Below are 21,966 nucleotides of genomic sequence, written 5' to 3'. Positions count from 1 at the left end.
CACTGCTTTTCGGTCACAGGATTCACCAATGGCTTATCACTTCGACTTTACCCCGGTCCTGCAGAACCTCGACGTACTGTTGCGCGGGGCTTTGTTCACGCTGGAACTGACGGCCATTGGCACGCTGCTCGGTGTCAGCCTCGGCATTGTCGGTGCCGTCGTCCGGGCCTGGAAGATCCAGCCTTTTGCGACGATCTTCGCCGTCTACGTCGAGCTGATCCGTAACACCCCTTTTCTGGTTCAGTTGTTCTTCATCTTCTTCGGTCTGCCGTCGCTGGGCGTGCAGATCTCGGAGTGGCAGGCCGCTGTACTGGCGATGGTCATCAACCTGGGCGCCTACTCGACTGAAATCGTGCGGGCAGGCATCCAGGCGATTCCAAAAGGGCAGCTTGAAGCCTCGGCAGCGCTGGCGATGAATCGTTACGAAGCTTTTCGCTACGTGGTGCTGGTTCCGGCGCTGGGCAAGGTCTGGCCGGCACTGAGCAGCCAAATCATCATCGTCATGCTGGGTTCGGCGGTCTGTTCGCAAATCGCCACTGAAGAGCTGAGCTTCTTTGCCAACTTCATTCAGTCACGCAACTTCCGCTCGTTCGAAACCTACATCGTGACCACGCTGATCTACCTGGCGATGGCGCTGCTGATCCGGCAGTTGCTGGCCTGGATCGGGCGTCGTTACATCTCGAGGAACAGCTGATGGATTTCACCTTATGGGACATCCTGCGCAACCTGCTGATCGGTCTGCAATGGACGCTCGCCCTGTCGCTGGTCGCCTTTATAGGCGGCGGGCTGATCGGTTTGCTGGTGATGGTCATGCGCACCTCGGAAAAGTCCTTCCCGCGCGTGAGTGCCAAGCTCTATATCGAGCTTTTCCAAGGCACGCCGCTGCTGATGCAGTTGTTTCTGGTGTTCTTCGGCGTCGCCCTGATGGGCATGAACATTTCTCCCTGGGCCGCCGCCGCGCTGGCATTGACGCTGTTCACCAGCGCTTACCTCGCGGAAATCTGGCGCGGCTGCGTGGAGTCGATTTCCAAGGGCCAGTGGGAAGCGTCGGCCAGCCTGGCGATGACCCCGCTGGAACAGATGCGTTACGTGATCCTGCCCCAGGCGCTGCGTATCGCGGTTGCACCCACGGTGGGCTTCTCTGTGCAGGTGGTCAAAGGCACTGCGGTGACCTCGATCATCGGTTTCACCGAACTGACCAAGACCGGCAGCATGCTGGCCAACGCCACGTTCGAACCATTCATGGTCTACGGCTTCGTTGCCCTGGGCTACTTCATCCTGTGCTACCCCTTGTCGCTGTGCGCGCGCCATCTGGAAAGGAGACTGCATGCCTCTGCTTAGAATTTCCGCCCTGCATAAATACTACGGCGATCATCACGTACTGAAGGGCATCGATCTGTCGGTCGAGGAAGGCCAGGTGGTGGCGATCATCGGCCGCAGCGGCTCGGGCAAAAGTACGTTGTTGCGCACGCTCAACGGGCTGGAATCGATCAACGACGGGGTGATCGAAGTCGATGGCGAATACCTGGATGCGGCACGCGCCGATCTGCGCACCCTGCGCCAGAAGGTCGGCATGGTGTTTCAACAGTTCAATCTGTTCCCGCACCTGAGCGTCGGCGAGAACGTGATGCTCGCGCCGCAGGTCGTGCAGAAGGTGCCAAAGGCAGAAGCCGCCAAACTGGCGAGAAAGATGCTGGAACGTGTTGGCCTGGGCGAGAAGTTCGATGCTTTCCCGGATCGCCTGTCCGGCGGCCAGCAGCAACGCGTGGCGATTGCCCGAGCGCTGGCGATGTCGCCCAAGGTGCTGTTGTGTGACGAAATCACCTCGGCGCTGGACCCGGAACTGGTCAGCGAAGTGCTCAGCGTGGTCCGCCAGTTGGCCGCCGACGGCATGACCCTGATCATGGTCACCCACGAAATGCGCTTCGCCCGTGAAGTGGGCGACAAGCTGGTGTTCATGCATCAGGGCAAGGTCCATGAAGTGGGCGACCCGAAAGACCTGTTCGCCCACCCGAAAACCCCGGAACTGGCGAACTTCATCGGCACCACAGAACACGCCTGACAAGACCGGACGCAGAGCGTCGCACGATAGGTGGGGTGGGGTCATCGTTCCTCCAGTGTGGGAACGCAGTGGTGGACGCCCCTGTGGGAGCGAACTTGTTCGCGAAAGGGCCGGTACATCCGCCGAAGATGCGTCGCCTGAAACACCGTCTTCGCGAACACGTTCGCTCCCACGGCCTTCGGCCAGAAGCCTGTAAGCTCAACTGTCCGGACTGTGTATAACGCCGAGCACTCCAACACGGGAACGCAAAGCATCGGCACGACAATGACATAACTATCACATTGATTAGATAGCCATCCGCCACGTCCCAAGCGTAATACCGGGTATTTCCGGTGCCTGGACAGCTTCGCGTTGGCGGCAGGCATGGATCGTGGCACGATGGTGCGGTTATCGAACTGGACTTTCTGACCATGCCGCATTCAACACCCAAGAATTTTTCACTGATCGCTGCCATCGACCTGGGCTCCAACAGTTTTCATATGGTTGTGGCAAAAGCCAATCAGGGCGAAATCCGCATTCTTGAGCGCCTGGGCGAAAAGGTGCAGTTGGCGGCCGGCATCGATGAAGAACGCCAGCTGACTGAAGAGTCCATGCAGCGCGGTCTCGACTGCCTGAAACGCTTTGCCCAGTTGATCAACGGCCTGCCGCTCGGCGCTGTGCGCATCGTGGGCACCAACGCCCTGCGCGAAGCCCGCAACCGCAACGACTTCATTCACCGCGCCGAAGAAATTCTCGGCCATCCGGTGGAAGTGATTTCCGGGCGCGAAGAAGCCCGACTCATTTATCTGGGCGTCTCGCATACGCTGGCAGACACCCCCGGCAAACGCCTGGTCGCCGACATCGGCGGTGGCAGTACCGAATTCATCATCGGCCAGCGCTTCGAGCCGCTGCTGCGCGAAAGCCTGCAGATGGGCTGCGTGAGTTTCACTCAACGCTACTTCCGCGACGGCAAGGTGACACCGGCCCGCTACGCTCAGGCCTACACCGCTGCGCGACTCGAAATCATGAGCATCGAACACGCGCTGCATCGCCTGAAATGGGACGAGGCCATCGGTTCGTCGGGCACCATTCGCGCCATTGGCGTGGCGCTCAAGGCCAACGGTTACGGCGCCGGTGAGGTCAATGCCGAAGGGCTGGCCTGGCTCAAGCGCAAGCTGTTCAAACTGGGCGACGTCGAGAAGATCGACTTCGACGGCATCAAACCCGACCGCCGCGCGATTTTCCCCGCAGGCCTGGCGATTCTCGAAGCCATCTTCGACGCGCTTGAGCTCAAGCGCATGGATCACTGCGAAGGTGCCCTGCGTGAAGGCGTGCTGTACGACCTGATGGGCCGTCACCATCACGAAGACGTGCGTGAGCGCACCCTCAGTTCATTGATGGAGCGTTACCACGTCGATCTGGAGCAGGCCGCCCGCGTCGAAGCCAAAGCGCTGCATGCGTTGGAGCAGGTTGCCGAAAGCTGGGAGTTGCAACACGAGAGCTACGCCGAGCTGCTGAGCTGGGCCGCCAAGGTGCATGAGATCGGGCTGGACATCGCCCACTATCATTATCACAAGCACGGCGCCTACCTCATCGAGCACTCCGACCTCGCCGGGTTCTCACGCGAAGACCAGCAAATGCTCGCCCTGCTGGTGCGCGGTCATCGCCGCAATATTCCCAAGGACAAGTTCGCCGAGTTCGGCGCTGAAGGCATCAAGCTGATCCGCCTGTGCGTGCTGCTGCGCTTTGCGATTCTGTTCCACCACATCCGCGGCACTCAAGAAATGCCGCGCGTGGTGTTACGTGCAGACGGGCCAAACCTGGATGCGGAATTCCCGGAAGGCTGGCTGGAAAACAACCAGCTGACTCAGGCCGACTTCGCGCTGGAAGCGGAGTGGCTGACCCGAGTCGGCATCGTCTTCAGCGTACGCTGAGAACCGGGTTGCTCAGGCGCTCCAGCAGGGTCGCCTGGGCGCTTCGAGGGTTCTGGTTGCCGGTTGGCGTACTGCGCACATAACGCCCGTCTGACTGCAACAGCCAACTGTGGGTGTTGTCGGTCAGGTAGCTTTCCAGCTCCTTCTTCACGCGCAGAATCAACTTCTTGCCTTCCACCGGGAAGCAGGTCTCAACGCGCTTGTCGAGGTTGCGCTCCATCCAGTCGGCGCTCGACAGGAACATCTGCTCGTCGCCGCCATTCAGGAAGTAGAACACCCGCGTGTGCTCCAGGAAGCGGCCGATGATCGAGCGCACATGAATGTTGTGCGAGACCCCGGCAATCCCCGGACGCAGGCAGCACATGCCGCGCACCACCAGATCGATACGCACCCCGGACTGACTGGCCTTGTACAGCGCGCGGATGATCTTCGGATCGGTCAGCGAGTTGAACTTGGCGATGATGTGCGCAGGCTTGCCGTCGAGCGCAAACTGCGTCTCGCGGGCGATCATGTCGAGCATGCCTTTCTTGAGCGTGAACGGCGCATGCAGCAGTTTTTTCATGCGCAGCGTCTTGCCCATGCCGATCAACTGGCTGAACAGTTTGCCGACGTCTTCGCACAGCGCATCGTCGGAAGTCAGCAAGCTGTAGTCGGTGTAAAGACGCGCGTTGCCGGCGTGATAGTTACCGGTGCCGAGGTGCGCGTAACGCACGATCTCGCCCGCTTCTCGCCGCAGAATGAGCATCATCTTGGCGTGGGTCTTGAAGCCGACCACGCCATAGATCACCACCGCACCGGCAGCCTGAAGACGGCTGGCCAGTTGCAGGTTGGACTCTTCGTCAAAACGCGCACGCAATTCGATCACTGCCGTGACTTCCTTGCCGTTACGCGCCGCATCGACCAGCGCATCGACAATTTCCGAATTGGCGCCGCTGCGGTAAAGCGTCTGGCGCACGGCCAGAACGTGCGGGTCTTTTGCCGCCTGACGCAGCAGATCGACCACCGGCGTGAACGATTCGAAAGGGTGCAGCAACAGGATGTCCTGCTTGCTGATCACGCTGAAAATGTTTTCGCTGTTTTGCAGCAGCTTGGGAATGGCCGGAGTGAACGGCGGGTATTGCAGTTCAGGGTGGCTGTCCAGACCGGTAATGCTGAACAGACGCGTCAGGTTGACCGGCCCGTTGACCTGATACAGCTCGGACTCGTTCAGGTTGAACTGCTTGAGCAGGTAATCCGACAAATGTTTCGGGCAGGTATCCGCCACTTCCAGACGCACCGCATCGCCGTAACGACGCGAGAACAGCTCGCCACGCAGGGCGCGCGCCAGGTCTTCCACGTCTTCCGAGTCCAGCGCCAGATCGGCGTTCCGGGTCAGGCGGAACTGGTAGCAACCCTTGACCTTCATGCCCTGGAACAGGTCATCGGCATGGGCGTGGATCATGGACGACAGAAACACGAAGTTATCGCCTGGGCCGCAGACCTCTTCCGGCACTTTGATCACGCGCGGCAACAAACGCGGTGCCGGGATGATTGCAAGGCCCGAGTCGCGACCGAAGGCATCGATCCCCTCAAGCTCTACGATGAAGTTCAGGCTCTTGTTGACCAGCAACGGAAAAGGGTGCGTCGGGTCCAGACCGATCGGGGTGATGATCGGCGCGATCTCGTCACGGAAGTAACGACGTACCCAGGCCTTGAGCTTGGCCGTCCAGTGGCGACGGCGAATAAAGCGGACCTGATGCTTTTCAAGCTCCGGCAACAGGATGTCATTGAGGATCGCGTATTGGCGATCGACATGGCCGTGGACCAGCTCGCTGAGCCTGGCCAGCGCCTGATGCGGCTGCAGACCGTCGGCGCCTGCCTGCTCGCGGGCGAACGTGATCTGTTTTTTCAAACCGGCCACACGAATTTCGAAGAACTCATCGAGGTTGCTGGAGAAGATCAGCAGAAACTTCAGCCGCTCCAGCAATGGGTAGGACTCATCGAGCGCCTGTTCCAGTACCCGGATATTGAACTGCAGTTGCGACAGTTCGCGGTGAATATACAGGCTGCTGTCGTCCAGGTTCGGAGCGACGATGGCAGGCACCAGAGCGGCGGGCGCTTCGATGGCCGGGATTACTTCGATATCAGGCTCAACCACGGGTGCTGCCTCCTGAACATCGACTTCAACAGCGGCTTCGATGAGTGCTTCGGTATTCATGAATGTTCCTGTGAGGCTATTGCCCCTTCAACAGTTGAGCGGCACGAACGGCAAAATAAGTAAGAATGCCGTCGGCACCTGCGCGTTTGAAGGCAGTGAGGGATTCGAGAATCACCCCTTCACTCAGCCAACCATTCTGGATTGCTGCCATGTGCATCGCGTATTCACCACTGACCTGATAGACAAAGGTCGGCACCTTGAACTCATCCTTGACCCTGTGAAGGATGTCCAGATAAGGCATGCCTGGCTTGACCATCACCATGTCGGCGCCTTCGGCAAGGTCGGCAGCCACTTCGTGCAGCGCCTCGTTGCTGTTGGCCGGGTCCATCTGATAGGACGCCTTGTTGGCCTTGCCCAGGTTCAATGAAGAACCCACCGCATCGCGAAACGGGCCGTAATAGGCACTGGCGTATTTGGCCGAGTAAGCCATGATGCGTACGTTGACGTGCCCCGCCAGCTCCAGAGACTCGCGAATGGCCTGAATCCGGCCGTCCATCATGTCCGAGGGTGCAATCACCTGAGCGCCTGCATCGGCGTGGGACAACGCCTGTTTAACCAGTGCATCGACGGTGATGTCGTTCTGCACGTAGCCTTCTTCGTCAAGAATGCCGTCCTGGCCGTGGGTGGTGAACGGGTCCAGCGCCACATCAGTGATGACGCCCAACTCAGGGAAGCGGTCACGCAGGGCGCGGGTGGCACGCTGGGCGATCCCGTCCGGGTTCCACGCTTCAGCACCCTCCAGGGATTTCTTTTCCGGCGGTGTTACGGGAAACAGCGCCAGCGCCGGGATGCCCAGTGCGACCCAGTGCTCGGCTTCCTTGAGCAGCAGATCGACGCTCAGGCGCTCGACGCCAGGCATAGAGGCAATGGATTCGCGACGGTTTTCACCGTCGAGCACAAATACGGGAAGGATCAGATCATCGACGGTTACAACGTTTTCACGCACCAGCCGACGAGAAAAGTCGTCGCGGCGATTACGGCGCAGACGAGTGAGAGGAAAAAGGCGGTTAGCGGGGGTCAGGCTCACGGCGAGACACCTGAGCCCGCGTACGCGGGCAAGCCAGAGAGTTATAAGCCGCCATTATGACCAATGTGTGACAGTCATGGTTCGACCTGCGACTGCACGTCGCGGTCACAGACTTAAAGGGGATGCAACCATTGTGGTTGTAAGAATCTTTAACGTCGAGACACATATCGACACTTTCATGATTCCCTTCGGCGCGTTAGGCTGCGCGTTCATTTCGCCAGCATCCAGACAATGCTCCAGAATTTCTTGAACGAATTCGGCTACTTTGCCCTGTTCCTCGGCACCTTTTTTGAAGGCGAGACCATTCTGGTTCTTGCCGGCTTTCTTGCGTTTCGCGGTTACATGGACCTCAACATTGTCATTCTCGTCGCCTTTTTCGGCAGCTACGCGGGTGATCAGTTGTGGTATTTCATGGGGCGCAGGCACGGTCGCAAGCTGCTGGCGCGCAAGCCTCGCTGGCAACTCATGGGCGACAAGGCCCTCAGGCTGGTGCGCAAGCACCCGGACATCTGGGTGCTGGGTTTCCGCTTCGTCTATGGTTTGAGAACCGTCATGCCGGTGGCCATCGGCCTGTCTGGCTACCCACCGGGCAGGTACCTGCTGCTCAACGGCATCGGCGCTGCGGTCTGGGCGGCAGCGCTGGGTTCGGCGGCTTACCACTTCGGCGCGATCCTTGAAGGCCTGCTGGGCAATATCAAGAAATACGAGCTTTGGGTGCTGGGCGCGCTCCTGCTGCTGGGGCTGGGCCTGTGGATCCGCCGTCGCATCAAGAACGCCCGCATTGCCCGCGAAGCGCGTGAAGAAAAAGGACGCTTCTGCGCCTCGGCAGCGGCTTCCGATCTGGATGAGCCTGTGCCCGTGCCGGTCGACCTGAAGAAAAGCACCGACGAATAACCGTCATTTCGCACCACTCCCGAGTGCGGCCCGACGGGCTCGCTCGGCGACCGGCACAGCCGCCTTCAAACGCTACTGACACGCCCCTCCTCTGCCCGCGCCACCACAGCCGGCATCGAATGACTGAACACCCGGTCCGAAAAGCGATCAATGGTAAGGCGAATTAAAAGAAGCCCCAGATTGCTTGCGCTCAAGGAGCCGAATCGATGCAGAAAAAAGTGGCTGTAATCTTGTCCGGTTGCGGTGTCTACGATGGCGCCGAAATTCATGAAAGCGTGCTGACCCTGCTTCGTCTGGACCAGCGGGGCGCGCAGGTTCAATGCTTCGCGCCAAACATCACGCAGCATCATGTGATCAATCACCTGACCGGCGAAGAAATGCCTGAATCGCGCAATGTGCTGATTGAATCGGCGCGCATTGCCCGTGGCGCGGTGAAGGACATACGCGAGGCAAATGCTGAAGACTTTGACGCCCTGATTATCCCCGGCGGCTTCGGCGCTGCGAAAAACCTGTCTGACCTCGCCCTTCAGGGCCATTCGTGTCAGGTGGAGGCCGGCCTGCTGGAACTGGCCGAGGCGTTCGCCGAAGCTGGCAAGCCGGTGGGGCTGATCTGCATCACACCGGCACTGGCGGCCAAGATCTACGGCCCGGGTGTCACTTGCACCATCGGCAACGACCCCGAAACGGCTGCGACGATTACCAGAATGGGCGGCAGCCACACAGAATGTGCTGTCGATGACATCGTCGAGGACGAGGCACGCAAGCTGGTCAGCACGCCGGCTTACATGGTTGCCAACAGCATCGGCGAGGCGGCATCGGGCATCAACAAGCTGGTTGACCGGGTGCTGGAGCTGACTCACGAGGGCGATATCTGATCGGTTCGTTCACACACCGCTCGTCAGGCGAGCGGTGTTTGACTGGCCTGCAATAGCGATGCACCGAGGCTTATGCTTTACTGTATGTATAAACAGTATTCGAGTAGCCTCAGATGCCCAGTCTTTTCCCGGTTCGTGGCCGCGGCACCGCCAGCAATCCTCACAATCGCTTTGCGCCCAGCCAGTCCGTGGCCGAGGATGACGGCTGGTATCAGGAAGTCCCGCTGACCCAAGGCACACAAGTCACCTGCGAAACCGCCAAAAGCATCATCACCCGCAACAGTTCGCCGGATATCCCTTTTGATCGCTCGATCAACCCGTACCGGGGCTGCGAGCACGGCTGCATCTATTGTTTCGCCAGACCCAGCCATGCGTATTGGGACATGTCGCCGGGGCTTGATTTCGAGACCAGACTGATCGCCAAGACCAACGCCGCGGCGCTGCTGGAGCAGCAGCTCTCCAAACCGGGCTACCGTTGCGCACCCATCACGCTGGGCGCCAACACCGATCCTTATCAGCCTATAGAACGCGAATACCGGATCACCCGCGCCACGCTTGAGGTACTGCTGCGCTATCGTCATCCCGTGAGCATCATTACCAAAGGCTCGCTGATCCTGCGGGATCTGGACCTTCTCGCAGAAATGGCGAAGTTGCGGCTGGTGTCGGTATTTATCAGCCTGACGACGCTGGACGATGAACTCAAATGCATCCTCGAACCCAGGGCCGCAGCGCCCAAGGCCCGATTGCGGGCCATTAGGGTGCTGCGTCAGGCGGGGGTGCCGGTCGGTGTGCTGTGCGCGCCAATGATCCCGATGATCAATGACAGCGAACTGGAGGCCCTGCTGAGCGAGGCGAAAGCCGCTGGTGCCTTAAGCGCCAGTTACGTGATGCTGCGCCTGCCGCTGGAGGTCGCCCCGTTGTTTGACGAGTGGCTGAAGACACACTACCCGCAACGCGCTGATCATGTGATGAGCCTCATACGTCAAAGCCGTGGCGGGGCACTTTATGACAGCGAGTTCGGCTCCCGGATGCGCGGTGAAGGGCCGTTTGCCGACTTGCTGGCGCAGCGTTATGCAATAGCTGTAAAACGCCTGGGCCTGAACCGGCGCGAAAGTTTTACACTGGATTGCGATGCGTTTTGCCCGCCCGGCGGGCAAATGTCACTGCTGTAACAACTTGGTACTATCGTGCAAACCCGCGATCCAGAGCCATCGCGTTCAGTTTCGCTTAAGCTTGGGCGATTAGTCTGTAACCCTGAGTGTCATCAGCGATAACGCTCAAGGGATTTTTTTCGTGATTCTTGTAACAGGAATCACATCCGGCTCTGGTCAAACAGGCATGAGAAATCCACATCAATCCGTCAGAGAGGATGAAGAGATGAGAGACACGGATAACCAGCATTCGGCTACGTCGTCCAGCACCGACAGTTCGTTGAGTAGCGCCGACGTAGCGCTGAAACAGATCGTCGATGGTTTTGTACATTTTCGTAACGAAGTCTTCCCCCAGCAGGAAGAACTGTTCAAAAAGCTGGCAACCGCACAGTCGCCACGGGCCATGTTCATCACTTGCGCCGACTCGCGCATCGTGCCCGAACTGATTACTCAAAGCTCCCCTGGCGACCTGTTCGTGACACGTAACGTGGGTAACGTCGTGCCGCCTTATGGCCAGATGAACGGTGGTGTTTCCACCGCGCTGGAATATGCAGTGGTTGCCCTGGGTGTGCAGCACATCATCGTCTGCGGACACTCCGACTGCGGCGCTATGCGGGCCGTTCTCAACCCGGACAGCCTGGACAAGATGCCAACGGTAAAAGCCTGGCTGCGTCATGCCGAAGTGGCCCGCACCGTGGTCGAGCAAAACTGCAACTGCAGCGGCGAGCTGGAAACCATGCAGGTCCTGACTCAGGAAAACGTGATTTCCCAGTTGCAACACTTGCGCACCCACCCTTCGGTTGCGGCGAAGATGGCCAGCGGTCAGCTGTTCATACACGGTTGGGTCTACAGCATCGAAACCAGCGAAATCCTGGCCTACGATGCCGAGCGTGACAGTTTCGTGCCCCTTGATGGTAAAGGTCCGGCACCCATGGCTTCCCCCAAAGCACGCTTTTCAGTCGACTGATTAACAGTCACGGCTGACGGCAAGCACCTCTTTTTTGCGGGTGGCGGCTGCGCATGATGCGCGCCGCCAGCCTTGCCTCGTCTGAAGAATCACGGAGCAGCGTCATGGGAATTACAGAATTGAAATCCGTCTTACCACGGGAGCTTTTAGCTTCCGTGGTCGTGTTTCTGGTCGCTCTGCCGCTGTGCATGGGGATCGCGATTGCCTCCGGCATGCCGCCAGCCAAAGGGCTGATCACCGGCATTATTGGCGGGCTGGTCGTTGGCTGGATAGCTGGCTCGCCGCTACAGGTCAGTGGCCCCGCGGCAGGTCTGGCGGTGCTGGTCTTTGAAGTCGTGCGTGAGCATGGCATGGCCATGCTCGGGCCGATCCTGCTGCTGGCCGGGCTGCTTCAGTTGCTGGCCGGACGTTTCAAACTTGGCTGCTGGTTCCGGGTAACTGCACCCGCAGTGGTCTACGGCATGCTGGCCGGTATCGGCGTGCTGATTGTGCTGTCACAGGCGCATGTGATGTTTGACAGCGGTCCCAAACCTTCCGGGCTGGACAACCTGATCGCGTTCCCCGCCACACTGGTCCAGGCCATTGGGCCAGGCACCGGCATGCAGGCCGGTATGCTCGGTCTGGGCACCATGCTGGTCATGTGGGGCTGGGAAAAATTGCGTCCTCAGTCGCTACGGTTCGTGCCCGGCGCCCTGCTAGGTGTCGGCCTTGCCACTGGCATCAGCCTGTTCCTGGCCTTGCAGGTCAAGCGCGTTGAAGTGCCTGACAACCTGGCCGACGCCATTGACTGGCTGCGCCCTGCGGACCTGATGAACCTGGCCGATCCGGCGATCCTGATTGCGGCAGTCGTGGTGGCGTTCATTGCCAGCGCTGAAACGCTGCTCTCCGCGTCGGCGGTCGACCGCATGCACAGCGGCGAGCGCTCCGACTTCGACAAGGAGCTCAGCGCTCAAGGCGTGGGCAACATGCTGTGCGGTCTGCTCGGCGCACTGCCGATGACAGGCGTCATCGTGCGCAGCTCGGCGAATGTTCAGGCCGGTGCCAAAACCCGTTTCTCGACGATCTTTCACGGCCTCTGGCTGCTTGCCTTCGTGCTGCTGCTGTCGAGCGTGCTGCAAAGCATCCCGGTCGCGAGCCTCGCTGGCGTGCTGGTCTACACCGGCCTGAAACTGGTCGACCTCAAAGCGTTTCGTGGTCTGGGCCGCTATGGCCGGATGCCGATGTTCACCTACGCGGCCACCGCAATGGCGATCATCTTCACGGACCTGTTGACCGGTGTGCTGGTCGGCTTCGGCATGACGCTGGTCAAGCTGGCGTTCAAGGCTTCGCGCCTGAAGATCAATGTGGTCGAGCTGGTAGAGAAGAAGGAGTACGAGCTGCGTCTGGTCGGTGCTGCGACCTTCCTCAAGGTGCCGGCGCTGACTCAGGCGCTGGGCACAATCCCGCAGGGCAGCACCGTGCATGTGCCGCTGGGCAATCTGTCGTATATCGACCACTCCTGCCTCGAACTGCTGGAAGAGTGGGGCCGTTCCAACGCTGCCCACGGAACCCGGTTGATCATCGAACCGCGTGGCCTGAAGCGTCGTCTGGAAGGGCGAATCTACACGACAACAGGTATCGGCTCAGCCGCAACCTGATCGTCGTTGCCGGAAAATGACAGGGGGCGGATGGGTCTTCGCGTAGCAGCGGAGCGATATTCGGCCCCTTCCATTGCTGGCGAAGACATTCTGGCGGGTGTCCGGATCAGATAACGGAGCGCTCCAGCTCCAGACCGATGCCCAATTGCCGTGACAGGCTTGGCCAGCGCTTCCACGCCGCGCCCGTGTCAGGACTGATCAGCCTCTCGCGATACGCTTCGACAGAGTCCAGCGCGAAGCTTTCATCATCCAGCAGTTGATCCACGGCGTGATGGACCGCTTCGTCCAGTTGGTTGGCAAATTGCTCGCCTATCAATTGATGCGCGATCACGCTGGCGACCGTTGTATTGGACGGTATCAGCGGCTGACCGAAATGCTTGATGTACAGGTCGTTCACTTCCTCGACCAGCCGATGTGCCAGATAAGCCTCATCCAGCAGTCCCTCCAGGCCTTCGTGCCCGGCCATGATGGCTGGTGGCGCAGCGAAGAATTGTTCGGCAATCTTCAGCACCGGCTTGATCTGCCCTTCAATTCCGGCTTCCACCGCAACCTCGTGAGCAGCGTCCAGCAGGTCGGGCACCAGATCGATGTAGGCCGTGACGAAACGCGTCAGCACGTCCTTTGCGTCAACATCGGGCAAGTGGATGGCAGGGTGAAGATGGGGCAGCTTTTGCTCCAGCTGTTGCAGTAAATGGCCTGTGTTGGCCTCATGTTGATGGGCTTGTTGTATCTGCTCGCGCAATGCGGCGGTGTTCATGGCGTTAGGCACTCCTGCGGGTCTTGAACCCCGTGGTTCGTTTATGGAAAGTCATACGTTAGCTTGATTAACTAAATGCCTAAGACGTTTTTGTCATAACCGATCTGCATTTATAGGCATCGGCTATATCAGCTGCTTTTTTGCTCATTTTTTGACCGTTTGGCCATAAACGGCATACGGTAACTGACCGTTATGCCGGCTGCAGCGGCTCCAGGCCCCATCTTTTGCACAAGCCGACTACTCTGATGTCGAGAACCCTCTTCTCGGCACGCCCGACTGACGTAAAAGTGAGCCGTCATGACTCAGCCTGTTTCGCGCGGACGCCTGTTTGTCCTTCAACTGCTGCTGGCGATCATGTTCGCGGGCGGATTTGCGCTGTCGCCGCTCTATGACGCACTGACCGGAACCCTGAACGGGCATGACAAGGCCGGCAATGCGGATCAGCAGCCGATTGATGACTCGCGCCAGGTCGAAGTGCAGTTCACCTCGACCAACGCGGCAGGCATGGTCTGGGCGTTCTATCCGCGTGCCAGACAGATGCATGTCCAACCGGGCGCAATCAATGAAATGATCTTTGTGGCGCAGAACTCGACGGACAAACCAATGAAGGCCCAGGCAGTACCGGGTATTTCACCCGGAAAAGCGGCGGTCTGGTTTCACAAGACCGAATGTTTCTGCTTCACCCAGCAGACATTGCAACCGGGTGAGCGCATCGAAATGCCGGTGCGCTTCATCGTTGATCGCGATTTACCGGCCGACGTGAAGCACCTGACCCTCGCGTATACGCTGTTCGATGTCTCTGCGCGCTAGGCTGTGCTCAGGATATAAGCCATTATTGCCGACCCACCTCATCACGCTGAAGCCATGACCCGAATTCAGAAAACCGCTTTCATCGTTGCCGCCATTGTGGCGCTTACTTTGGGGCTGATCGTCAGTCGCTTGCTGCCGGGTAACGGGACGCCAGACCAGGCGGCGCTCAATGATGCCGGCGTGATCCTCTTGCCAAAAAGCCGTGCGTTGCCCGCACTGAGCATGATTGATCAGAACGGCGCTGACGTCGCCGTTGATGGCTTTAAAGGTAAATGGACGCTGATGTTCTTCGGTTACACCTTCTGTCCAGACATCTGCCCTGTCACGCTGGCGCAGATAAAGCAGATTCGCAGCGAACTGCCCAAAGCAGCGGTAGAGCGGATGCGCGTGGTGCTGGTCAGCGTCGACCCCCATCGCGACACACCCCAACAGCTCAAACAATACCTCAGCTATTTCGACCCGCAGTACATCGGCCTGACCGCCCCGGTGGAAGACATACAGAAGCTGGCCAGCGCGGTCAGCATCCCGTTCATCCCCGCCGACACCAGCACGCCGAACTACTTCGTCGACCACAGCGGCAACCTGGCCCTGATCGGCCCGGACGGCAAACAACGAGGCTTCATCCGCGCCCCGTTGAACAGCCAGAAGCTGATCAGGCAATTACCGGGTTTGCTGGAGCGGGACTAAGCGCTCAGCGAAGCTGATCAGGGCCTACTCGCTCAACCGGGCGGGTGCCTTGCTGCCCAGGCGAATCAGCTCGTTAGAGAAACATAGCCCGACGATAATCAGCACCGCGCCGGCATACAGGCTTTCACGCGGCACTTCATTGAGCACGACAAACGCCAGTAAGGCGGCCAGCGCCAGCAACGCGGCAATGGCTTGTGGTGACAGTTCGCCGATCACAAAACCGTCTACCGCTGCCGGCATCAACAGGTAGAGGCTGCCGAAAAACAGAAGTTGCCGAGTAAAGTGCAGCCCTCCTGACACGCCCATGTATTTCATGGCGACAGAGAACGCTCCGTAACCGCAACCGGCTATTGAGGCGAGCGCCGCACCCTGCAGGGTAAAACCCTGCTGAAGATCGGCGCCGAAGATCACCGCAATCCCGGCAATGGCCAGGCCCGCCCCCACCACCGCATTCGCCGTAATGGCGTCTTTGAGAAAGATGCGCCCCAGAATAATCGCGGATATCGAAGCGCTGGCCATCAGTATCACCACCACCCCTGCCGCTGCGTAACTTCGGTAGGCGGAAGTTTCAAAGTGGAACAGGACAAAAATGCCGAGGAAGGCACAGATCGCCGCGTGTATCCATTTCGCCGTTGACGCCGGGCGCTTTAGAAAAAACAGCAAGGCCGAAAGGAGTATGCAGCCCAGAACAGTCTTGATGACAGCCACACTGCTGGCAGTGAAGCCATTACTCATGAGTATTTTGCTGAGTACGCCAATCGTTGCGTTCAGTGCCGCAGCGGAGAGTGCAAAGACGACGCCTTTGCTGAAAGTGGAATGCATTGATGACAATACCTGTCGTTGGCTGTTCGTTTGACGAAAAGCCGGTCCATGTTGACGGGGCAATGTTCGAGAATACGAATACCTGTCCGGCCCCGGTGTTATTGCAGCCTCATCCGGATCGCTCGACAGCGATCCGGTGAGTTTTTTCAGGTCTCGATACTGAGCAGCGTGCCGACGCCAGCATCGGCATGCGACTCAGGCAACGCGATCAAATCAGAACGCCGGAACCACAGCACCTTTGTATTTCTCGGCCAGAAAGTCTTTTACTGCCTGGCTGTGCAGGGCTGCGACCAGCTTTTTCATTGCGTCCGAATCCTTGTTGTCCGGGCGCGCAACCAGAATGTTCGCATAGGGCGAATCGCCACCTTCGATGGCCAGCGCGTCCTTGGCAGGATCAAGCTTGGCGCTCAGGGCGTAGTTGGTGTTGATCAGCGCCAGATCGACCTGCGTCAGCACGCGTGGCAGTGTGGCGGCTTCCAGCTCGCGGAATTTCAGGTCTTTCGGGTTGTTCACCACGTCCGAAGGCTTGGACAGGATGTTGGTCGGGTCTTTCAGCGTGATCAGCCCCTTCTTGGCCAGCAGCAGCAAGGCGCGGCCTTCGTTGGTGGCGTCGTTAGGGAGCGCGACATTGGCACCGTTTGGCAGCTCGTCCAGGCTTTTGAATTTGTCCGAGTAGGCGCCGAATGGCTCGATGTGAACCTTGGCCACGGCCACCAGATCGGTGCCTTTGCCTTTGTTGTACTCATCCAGATAGGGCTGATGCTGGAAGAAGTTCGCGTCCATACGATTCTGGGACACCTGCACGTTCGGCTGGATGTAATCGTTGAAGACCTTGATCTCCAGATCAACGCCCTCTTTGGCGAGGGTCGGTTTCACGAACTCCAGGATTTCTGCGTGCGGCACAGCCGAAGCTGCCACTGTCAGGGTTTCGTTGGCCTGCGCGGACAAGGCGGTAACAGCGGCAAATATGGCCAATAGTTTCTTCATGCAACAACTCCTTTGAGGCCCGCATGAGGCGGGCCGACGCCAACTGATTCGATCAACGGTGGGTGAAGTGCGCGACCAGTCTGTCGCCAACGGTCTGCAGAATCTGCACCAGCACCAGCAACAGTACGACCGTGACAAACATCACATCGTTCTGAAAACGCTGATAACCATAACGAATCGCCAGGTCACCCAGCCCGCCCGCGCCCACCGCACCCGCCATCGCGGTGAAGGACACCAGCGCAATGGCCGTCACGGTGATCGCTGCCAGGATGCCGGGCCGCGCTTCAGGCAGCAGCGCCTTGAGAATGATCTGCCGGGTGGTGGCGCCCATCGCTTGTGTGGCCTCGATGATGCCGCGATCCACTTCACGCAACGCGGTTTCCACCAGACGGGCGAAAAACGGCGTGGCGCCTGCAATCAGCGGTGGCAATGTGCCGAGAATCCCCAGCGATGTTCCGGTGATGATTTCAGTGAGCGGCATCATCACGATCAGCAGAATGATGAACGGCAGCGCGCGCAGCATGTTCACGATCAGGCCGACAGTGGCATACAGCTGCTTGTGTTCCAGCAACTGACGCGGCGATGTCAGAAACATCAGCACACCCAGCGGCAGCCCCAGAAGCACAGTGAAACCCAGCGAAACGCTGAGCATGATCATGGTATCGCCGGTGGCAACCCAGATTTCGTACCAGTCAACGTTGGAAAACAGGTTCAGAAAAGCGTCCATCAGCGCAGCACCTCCATATGGACATCAGCGGCAGTGAACCGCGCGAAGGCGGCCTCCATATCGCCACCGGTGATCGCCAGCGTCAGTTGCCCGTAAGGGGTGTCCTTGATGCGGTCGATACGACCGGCCAGGATGCTGTAGTCGACGCCGGTTTCCCGGGCCACGGTGCCGAGCAAAGGCGCGTAGGTCGCCTCGCCCTGAAACGTCAGACGCACGATACGGCCCTGAACGTGGGCAAAGTCGTCACGCTGTTCGTTTTCATCGATCTGGTCGTCTTCCTGCACAAAGCGCTTGGTGGTCGGGTGCTGCGGATGCAGAAACACGTCAGCCACCTTGCCCTGCTCGACGATCACACCCGCGTCCATGACCGCCACCTGATCGCAGACGCGTCGGATCACGTCCATTTCATGGGTGATGAGCACAATGGTCAGTTGCAACTCGCGATTGATTTCGGCCAGCAGTTGCAGGACCGACGCCGTGGTTTGCGGGTCGAGCGCGCTGGTGGCCTCGTCGCACAGCAGAATCTTGGGTTTGGTCGCCAGCGCGCGGGCAATCCCGACGCGCTGCTTCTGACCACCCGACAGTTGCGCAGGGTACTTTTTGGCGTGATCGGACAGCCCGACCCGCGCCAGCAACTCGGCCACGCGCTGGTCAATCTGCTGGCGCGGCATGTCGCCCGCCAGGGTCAGCGGCATCGCGACGTTGTCGGCGACGGTCTTGGACGCCAGCAGATTGAAGTGCTGGAAAATCATCCCGACCTGCTGGCGGAAGCGACGCAGGCCATTGGCGTCGAGCGCAGTGACATCTTCGTCATCCACCACGATCTGCCCGCCGCTGGGGGTTTCGAGCCGGTTGATCAGGCGCAGCAGCGTGCTTTTGCCGGCACCCGAGTGGCCGATGATGCCAAACACCTGACCGTCTTCGACGCGCAGGCTGGTGGTGTGCAGGGCCGGGATTTCCTTGCCTGCTACCCGATAGGTTTTGTGGACGTTATGAAACTCGATCACGGAGCGAACCTTGTGGGGGCGCGTTAAAAAATCAGCGCAGTGGGCCAGGGTCTGTTCCCACTTGCTTCGTTACCTCGGCCAGATTAGCCGGGCGCGCATTTTAGCCTGTCCGGCCCGCAGTGCTTAGCATTTATTTGCAGGCTGTCCTGCGTAACGGGCATAACACGACCGTTGGTGCGAAAGGCCTTCAATCGGAGTGAACGGCTGTTTTCCACGCCGGTCACTTTCTGGATACCGTGATTTCCCGCTTGCATCAGGGAAGTCGTATTCATCGAACCCAACTCAACGATTGGGTCGAAATAAGGAGTTGTTTCTGATGGCTAGCGAGAAAAACCCACCTGTAACCCCCACACCCAAAAGCGAAATGGCAGGCACCGACACACTGGATCGGGGCAACACCAATGCCAAGCTCGACAGCCTCGAGCAGTTTCGTTCGGATGCGACCAGCCAGGCGCTGCGCACCAACCACGGCGTCAAGATCGCCGATAACCAGAACACCCTGAAGGTCGGCAGCCGCGGCCCGTCGCTGCTGGAAGACTTCATCATGCGTGAAAAAATCACACACTTTGACCATGAGCGGATCCCGGAGCGCATTGTTCACGCCCGTGGCACCGCGGCACACGGTTATTTCCAGACTTACGAAGACCAGGGCGCGCTGAGTAAAGCAGGCTTCCTGCGTGATCCGGGCAAGAAAACCCCGGTGTTCGTGCGCTTTTCGACCGTTCAAGGCCCGCGCGGCTCGGGCGACACCGTGCGTGACGTGCGTGGTTTTGCGGTCAAGTTCTACACCGACGAAGGCAACTTCGACCTGGTCGGCAACAACATGCCGATCTTCTTCATTCAGGATGCGATCAAGTTTCCTGACTTCGTGCATGCGGTAAAACCCGAGCCACACAACGAGATCCCTACTGGTGGCTCGGCTCACGACACCTTCTGGGACTTCGTATCGCTGGTGCCGGAATCTGCGCACATGGTGCTGTGGACCATGTCTGACCGTGCGATTCCGAAAAGCCTGCGCACCATGCAGGGTTTTGGTATCCACACCTTCCGCATGATCAATACCGAAGGCAAATCCACGTTCGTCAAATTCCACTGGAAGCCCAAGTTCGGTGTGTGCTCGCTGGTCTGGGACGAAGCACAGAAGCTGGCTGGTAAGGACACCGATTTCCACCGCCGCGACCTGTGGGAATCCATCGAGATGGGTGACTACCCGGAATGGGAACTGGGCGTGCAGATCGTCGCCGAGGAAGATGAGCACAAATTCGACTTCGACCTGCTGGATCCGACCAAGATCATCCCGGAAGAACTGGTACCCGTAACGCCGCTGGGCAAAATGGTACTGAACCGCAACCCGGACAATTACTTCGCCGAAACCGAGCAGGTCGCTTTCTGCCCAGGCCATATCGTGCCGGGTATCGACTTCTCCAACGATCCGCTGCTGCAAGGTCGCCTGTTCTCCTACACCGACACGCAGATCAGCCGCCTCGGCGGCCCGAACTTCCACGAAATCCCGATCAACCGCCCTATCGCCCCGAACCATAACGGCCAGCGCGACGCACAGCATCGCACCACCATCGACAAGGGTCGTGCGTCGTACGAGCCGAACTCGATTGATGGCGGCTGGCCGAAAGAAACCCCTGCGGCTGCCGTGGATGGCGGCTTCGAGACGTACCCTGAGCGCGTTGAAGCGCACAAGGTTCGTGAGCGCAGCGAATCGTTCGGCGATCACTTCTCGCAGGCCACCCTGTTCTTCCAGAGCATGAGCCATCACGAGAAAGAGCACATCATCGCGGCGTACAGCTTCGAGTTGGGCAAGGTCGAGCGCGAGTACATTCGTGCCCGTCAGGTCAATGAGATTCTGGCCAACATCGACCTGGAACTGGCCAGCCGGGTAGCGGCCAATCTGGGCCTGCCCGCACCGACTGCCGGAACTGTCCCTGCGCGCTCGACATCGGTAAAAGAGTCGCCGGCGCTGAGTCAGGTCAACCTGCTGTCTGGCGACATCGTTTCGCGCAAAGTCGCCATTCTTGTGGCCAATGGCGTTGACGGCAAAGCTGTCGACGCCATGAAAGCCGCGCTGACGGCCAAGGGCGCACACGCCAAGGTACTCGGCCCGACATCCGCACCGGTCAAGACGGCCGATGGCAAAAGCCTGCCGGTGGATGCCTCAGCTGAAGGCCTGCCTTCGGTGGCGTTCGATGCGGTATTCGTGCCGGGCGGCGCAGACTCGGTGAAAGCGTTGAGCACCGACGGCGTGGCGCTGCACTTCATCCTGGAAGCCTACAAGCACCTCAAGGCCATCTCCGTTGCCGGGGAAGCCAAAGACCTGCTGAGTTTGCTGCGCCTGGAAGAAGACGCGGGGCTGTTGGTGGTGTCCGATAGCAAATCGTTCGAAACGTTCTTCGATGCAATGGCACAACACCGCGTCTGGGACCGTGAAGTGAAAGCCAAGGCTGTTCCGGCTTGATCTAGACGCCAGTCTCGTTCCTACGCTCCCGCGCTCATCGTGATGCATAATCTCGATGAGCGTGCGAAATGGGGGCTTCTGCCCGGAGGGCGTGGGAGCGGACTTGTCCGCGAAAGCTCTATTCCAGGCGCTACATCATCAGCGGATGTAATGGCCCTTTCGAGAACAAGTTCGCTCCCACGGCCTTCTGCCAGAGTCAAGCAGTTCTGGACGCTCTGCGTCCGCTTATGAAACAACAGTTCAGGACTTCGCGGGCGTCAAAACGATGTGCGCTTTTTCATTGCGCTCGATTTCTCGACGCAGCTGCAATTCGAAATCCGGATTGGCCTTGACCACCCGCTTGGTCAGCAATGTGGCCAGCCACGGGTAATCTTCGGTGCGTGGCACCACCAGCAGCACATCACAATTGAACGCGACGGTGTCCGCTGCGATGTCGTCCAGTTGATGGCGCAGTGCGCGCATATCGCCGATTTTCAGATCGATCGTGGTGCTTTCTGCGGACGGATCGACCAGTTTGGCCACCCTTCTGGCTTCAGCCTCTTTCAAGTCCGCTTCGGCTTTTTCCAGCTCTGCCTTGCGTGCATGGGCGATGGCGCCGTTGACGCCACTGGTCAACGCGGGTGCTTTGGGCATCAACGCCCGGGCACGGCTCAACGCACTGGCGGCTGCGTTCATGTCGCCTTTTTGCAGACTGATCTGGCTACGGCTTAAATAGGCCTCAGCCAGACGGCGCTGAGAAGGCTCCAGACGGATGTCAGCAGAATTGGCCGCCTGCAACGCCGCGAGTTGATCCTCGGCCGTTGCCAGCTCGTTGCTGGCGATGTTCTGTTCAAGCTGCGCAAAGGCGTCAGGCGGAACGTCGGAAGCAGGCGTCCCGGCATCAGGCGCACTCTGGCAGGCACCCAACAGGATGGAAAATGCGACCAGCAGCAGATAGCGTGGGGCGAGCGGCTTCATTCCTGCGATTCTCTAGTTTGCG

At 59.3% G+C, this 21,966-nt stretch carries 20 protein-coding genes; 12 read left to right on the top strand and 8 right to left on the bottom strand.

Annotated elements, in window-relative coordinates; all coding sequences use genetic code 11:
• Positions 1-28: 28 nt before the first annotated feature.
• The 4 genes from BW686_RS22290 to ppx all read left to right on the top strand — a co-directional run bounded on the left by BW686_RS22290 (position 29) and on the right by ppx (position 3,975).
• Positions 29-694 carry an amino acid ABC transporter permease gene (locus BW686_RS22290; protein ID WP_084919623.1) on the top strand — a complete coding sequence of 222 codons (666 nt, stop codon included), beginning with the start codon at positions 29-31 and terminating at the stop codon, positions 692-694.
• On the top strand, positions 691-1,341 hold the full coding sequence (locus tag BW686_RS22285) for an amino acid ABC transporter permease (protein ID WP_179149356.1): 651 nt from the start codon (positions 691-693) through the stop codon (positions 1,339-1,341). Before BW686_RS22290 ends, BW686_RS22285 begins: the two co-directional genes overlap by 4 nt.
• Complete coding sequence (locus BW686_RS22280) at positions 1,328-2,062, top strand: amino acid ABC transporter ATP-binding protein (protein ID WP_084919621.1); 735 nt, start codon at positions 1,328-1,330, stop codon at positions 2,060-2,062. The genes BW686_RS22285 and BW686_RS22280 overlap by 14 nt, the downstream gene beginning before the upstream one ends.
• A gap of 410 nt (positions 2,063-2,472) precedes the next feature.
• Positions 2,473-3,975, top strand: coding sequence for an exopolyphosphatase (ppx, locus tag BW686_RS22275; protein WP_084919620.1), 1,503 nt, complete (start codon positions 2,473-2,475; stop codon positions 3,973-3,975).
• Here ppx and ppk1 read toward each other — a convergent pair.
• Positions 3,962-6,172, bottom strand: coding sequence for a polyphosphate kinase 1 (ppk1, locus tag BW686_RS22270; protein WP_084919619.1), 2,211 nt, complete (start codon positions 6,170-6,172; stop codon positions 3,962-3,964). The two genes, ppx and ppk1, sit on opposite strands and share 14 nt — an antisense overlap.
• A gap of 16 nt (positions 6,173-6,188) precedes the next feature.
• On the bottom strand, positions 6,189-7,199 hold the full coding sequence (gene hemB / locus BW686_RS22265; RefSeq protein ID WP_084919618.1) for a porphobilinogen synthase: 1,011 nt from the start codon (positions 7,197-7,199) through the stop codon (positions 6,189-6,191).
• Between the two features lie 231 nt (positions 7,200-7,430).
• Here hemB and BW686_RS22260 point away from each other — a divergent pair, with 231 nt between their 5' ends.
• The 5 genes from BW686_RS22260 to BW686_RS22240 all read left to right on the top strand — a co-directional run bounded on the left by BW686_RS22260 (position 7,431) and on the right by BW686_RS22240 (position 12,723).
• Positions 7,431-8,093, top strand: a complete 663-nt coding sequence (locus BW686_RS22260) for a DedA family protein (RefSeq protein WP_084919617.1) — start codon at positions 7,431-7,433, stop codon at positions 8,091-8,093.
• Positions 8,094-8,299: 206 nt separating this feature from the next.
• A complete protein-coding gene (gene elbB, locus BW686_RS22255) occupies positions 8,300-8,968 on the top strand; it encodes an isoprenoid biosynthesis glyoxalase ElbB (protein WP_084919616.1) in 669 nt (222 codons plus the stop codon).
• 113 nt (positions 8,969-9,081) lie between these two features.
• Positions 9,082-10,140: a PA0069 family radical SAM protein gene (locus BW686_RS22250; RefSeq protein ID WP_084919615.1), complete on the top strand. Its 1,059-nt coding sequence runs from the start codon at positions 9,082-9,084 to the stop codon at positions 10,138-10,140.
• Between the two features lie 205 nt (positions 10,141-10,345).
• Positions 10,346-11,086: a carbonic anhydrase gene (locus BW686_RS22245; protein WP_084919614.1), complete on the top strand. Its 741-nt coding sequence runs from the start codon at positions 10,346-10,348 to the stop codon at positions 11,084-11,086.
• A 104-nt stretch (positions 11,087-11,190) separates the two neighbouring features.
• Positions 11,191-12,723 carry a SulP family inorganic anion transporter gene (locus tag BW686_RS22240; protein ID WP_084919613.1) on the top strand — a complete coding sequence of 511 codons (1,533 nt, stop codon included), beginning with the start codon at positions 11,191-11,193 and terminating at the stop codon, positions 12,721-12,723.
• A gap of 106 nt (positions 12,724-12,829) precedes the next feature.
• Here BW686_RS22240 and BW686_RS22235 read toward each other — a convergent pair whose 3' ends face one another.
• Positions 12,830-13,480, bottom strand: a complete 651-nt coding sequence (locus tag BW686_RS22235; protein ID WP_084919612.1) for a hypothetical protein — start codon at positions 13,478-13,480, stop codon at positions 12,830-12,832.
• Positions 13,481-13,777: 297 nt separating this feature from the next.
• Here BW686_RS22235 and BW686_RS22230 point away from each other — a divergent pair, with 297 nt between their 5' ends.
• Positions 13,778-14,290, top strand: coding sequence for a cytochrome c oxidase assembly protein (locus BW686_RS22230; RefSeq protein ID WP_084919611.1), 513 nt, complete (start codon positions 13,778-13,780; stop codon positions 14,288-14,290).
• Between the two features lie 54 nt (positions 14,291-14,344).
• Entirely contained in the window at positions 14,345-14,977 is a 633-nt protein-coding gene (locus tag BW686_RS22225) for an SCO family protein (protein WP_084919610.1), read from the top strand.
• Positions 14,978-15,001: 24 nt separating this feature from the next.
• On the opposite strand, the gene BW686_RS22220 is transcribed toward BW686_RS22225, so the two are convergent.
• From BW686_RS22220 to BW686_RS22205, 4 genes are all read right to left on the bottom strand, one after another.
• Positions 15,002-15,799 carry a DMT family transporter gene (locus BW686_RS22220; protein ID WP_084919609.1) on the bottom strand — a complete coding sequence of 266 codons (798 nt, stop codon included), beginning with the start codon at positions 15,797-15,799 and terminating at the stop codon, positions 15,002-15,004.
• A gap of 213 nt (positions 15,800-16,012) precedes the next feature.
• Positions 16,013-16,786, bottom strand: a complete 774-nt coding sequence (locus BW686_RS22215) for a MetQ/NlpA family ABC transporter substrate-binding protein (protein ID WP_084919608.1) — start codon at positions 16,784-16,786, stop codon at positions 16,013-16,015.
• 52 nt (positions 16,787-16,838) lie between these two features.
• Entirely contained in the window at positions 16,839-17,513 is a 675-nt protein-coding gene (locus BW686_RS22210) for a methionine ABC transporter permease (protein ID WP_084919607.1), read from the bottom strand.
• Entirely contained in the window at positions 17,513-18,520 is a 1,008-nt protein-coding gene (locus BW686_RS22205) for a methionine ABC transporter ATP-binding protein (protein ID WP_084919606.1), read from the bottom strand. Before BW686_RS22205 ends, BW686_RS22210 begins: the two co-directional genes overlap by 1 nt.
• Before the next feature lie 316 nt (positions 18,521-18,836).
• Here BW686_RS22205 and katE point away from each other — a divergent pair, with 316 nt between their 5' ends.
• Positions 18,837-20,987, top strand: a complete 2,151-nt coding sequence (gene katE, locus BW686_RS22200) for a catalase HPII (protein ID WP_084919605.1) — start codon at positions 18,837-18,839, stop codon at positions 20,985-20,987.
• Positions 20,988-21,227: 240 nt separating this feature from the next.
• Here the strand turns inward: katE and BW686_RS22195 are convergent, their stop codons facing one another.
• Entirely contained in the window at positions 21,228-21,944 is a 717-nt protein-coding gene (locus BW686_RS22195) for a PA5502 family lipoprotein (protein WP_084919604.1), read from the bottom strand.
• Positions 21,945-21,966 lie beyond the last annotated feature (22 nt).

The organism is Pseudomonas syringae (assembly GCF_002157375.1).
Taxonomy (GTDB): Bacteria; Pseudomonadota; Gammaproteobacteria; order Pseudomonadales; family Pseudomonadaceae; genus Aquipseudomonas; species Aquipseudomonas syringae_T.
The sequence above is the reverse complement of the archived record's forward strand: the minus strand, read 5'-3'. Positions and strand labels throughout refer to the sequence as shown.

Coding starts and splice junctions, on each gene's coding strand:
- BW686_RS22220 (WP_084919609.1), bottom strand. CDS start 15,799: ATGCATTCCACTTTCAGCAAAGGCGTCGTCTTTGCACTCTCCGCTGCG.
- BW686_RS22245 (WP_084919614.1), top strand. CDS start 10,346: ATGAGAGACACGGATAACCAGCATTCGGCTACGTCGTCCAGCACCGAC.
- katE (WP_084919605.1), top strand. CDS start 18,837: ATGGCTAGCGAGAAAAACCCACCTGTAACCCCCACACCCAAAAGCGAA.
- BW686_RS22210 (WP_084919607.1), bottom strand. CDS start 17,513: ATGGACGCTTTTCTGAACCTGTTTTCCAACGTTGACTGGTACGAAATC.
- BW686_RS22250 (WP_084919615.1), top strand. CDS start 9,082: ATGCCCAGTCTTTTCCCGGTTCGTGGCCGCGGCACCGCCAGCAATCCT.
- BW686_RS22235 (WP_084919612.1), bottom strand. CDS start 13,480: ATGAACACCGCCGCATTGCGCGAGCAGATACAACAAGCCCATCAACAT.
- BW686_RS22290 (WP_084919623.1), top strand. CDS start 29: ATGGCTTATCACTTCGACTTTACCCCGGTCCTGCAGAACCTCGACGTA.
- BW686_RS22260 (WP_084919617.1), top strand. CDS start 7,431: ATGCTCCAGAATTTCTTGAACGAATTCGGCTACTTTGCCCTGTTCCTC.
- BW686_RS22230 (WP_084919611.1), top strand. CDS start 13,778: ATGACTCAGCCTGTTTCGCGCGGACGCCTGTTTGTCCTTCAACTGCTG.
- ppx (WP_084919620.1), top strand. CDS start 2,473: ATGCCGCATTCAACACCCAAGAATTTTTCACTGATCGCTGCCATCGAC.
- BW686_RS22280 (WP_084919621.1), top strand. CDS start 1,328: ATGCCTCTGCTTAGAATTTCCGCCCTGCATAAATACTACGGCGATCAT.
- BW686_RS22215 (WP_084919608.1), bottom strand. CDS start 16,786: ATGAAGAAACTATTGGCCATATTTGCCGCTGTTACCGCCTTGTCCGCG.
- ppk1 (WP_084919619.1), bottom strand. CDS start 6,172: ATGAATACCGAAGCACTCATCGAAGCCGCTGTTGAAGTCGATGTTCAG.
- elbB (WP_084919616.1), top strand. CDS start 8,300: ATGCAGAAAAAAGTGGCTGTAATCTTGTCCGGTTGCGGTGTCTACGAT.
- BW686_RS22195 (WP_084919604.1), bottom strand. CDS start 21,944: ATGAAGCCGCTCGCCCCACGCTATCTGCTGCTGGTCGCATTTTCCATC.
- BW686_RS22225 (WP_084919610.1), top strand. CDS start 14,345: ATGACCCGAATTCAGAAAACCGCTTTCATCGTTGCCGCCATTGTGGCG.
- BW686_RS22240 (WP_084919613.1), top strand. CDS start 11,191: ATGGGAATTACAGAATTGAAATCCGTCTTACCACGGGAGCTTTTAGCT.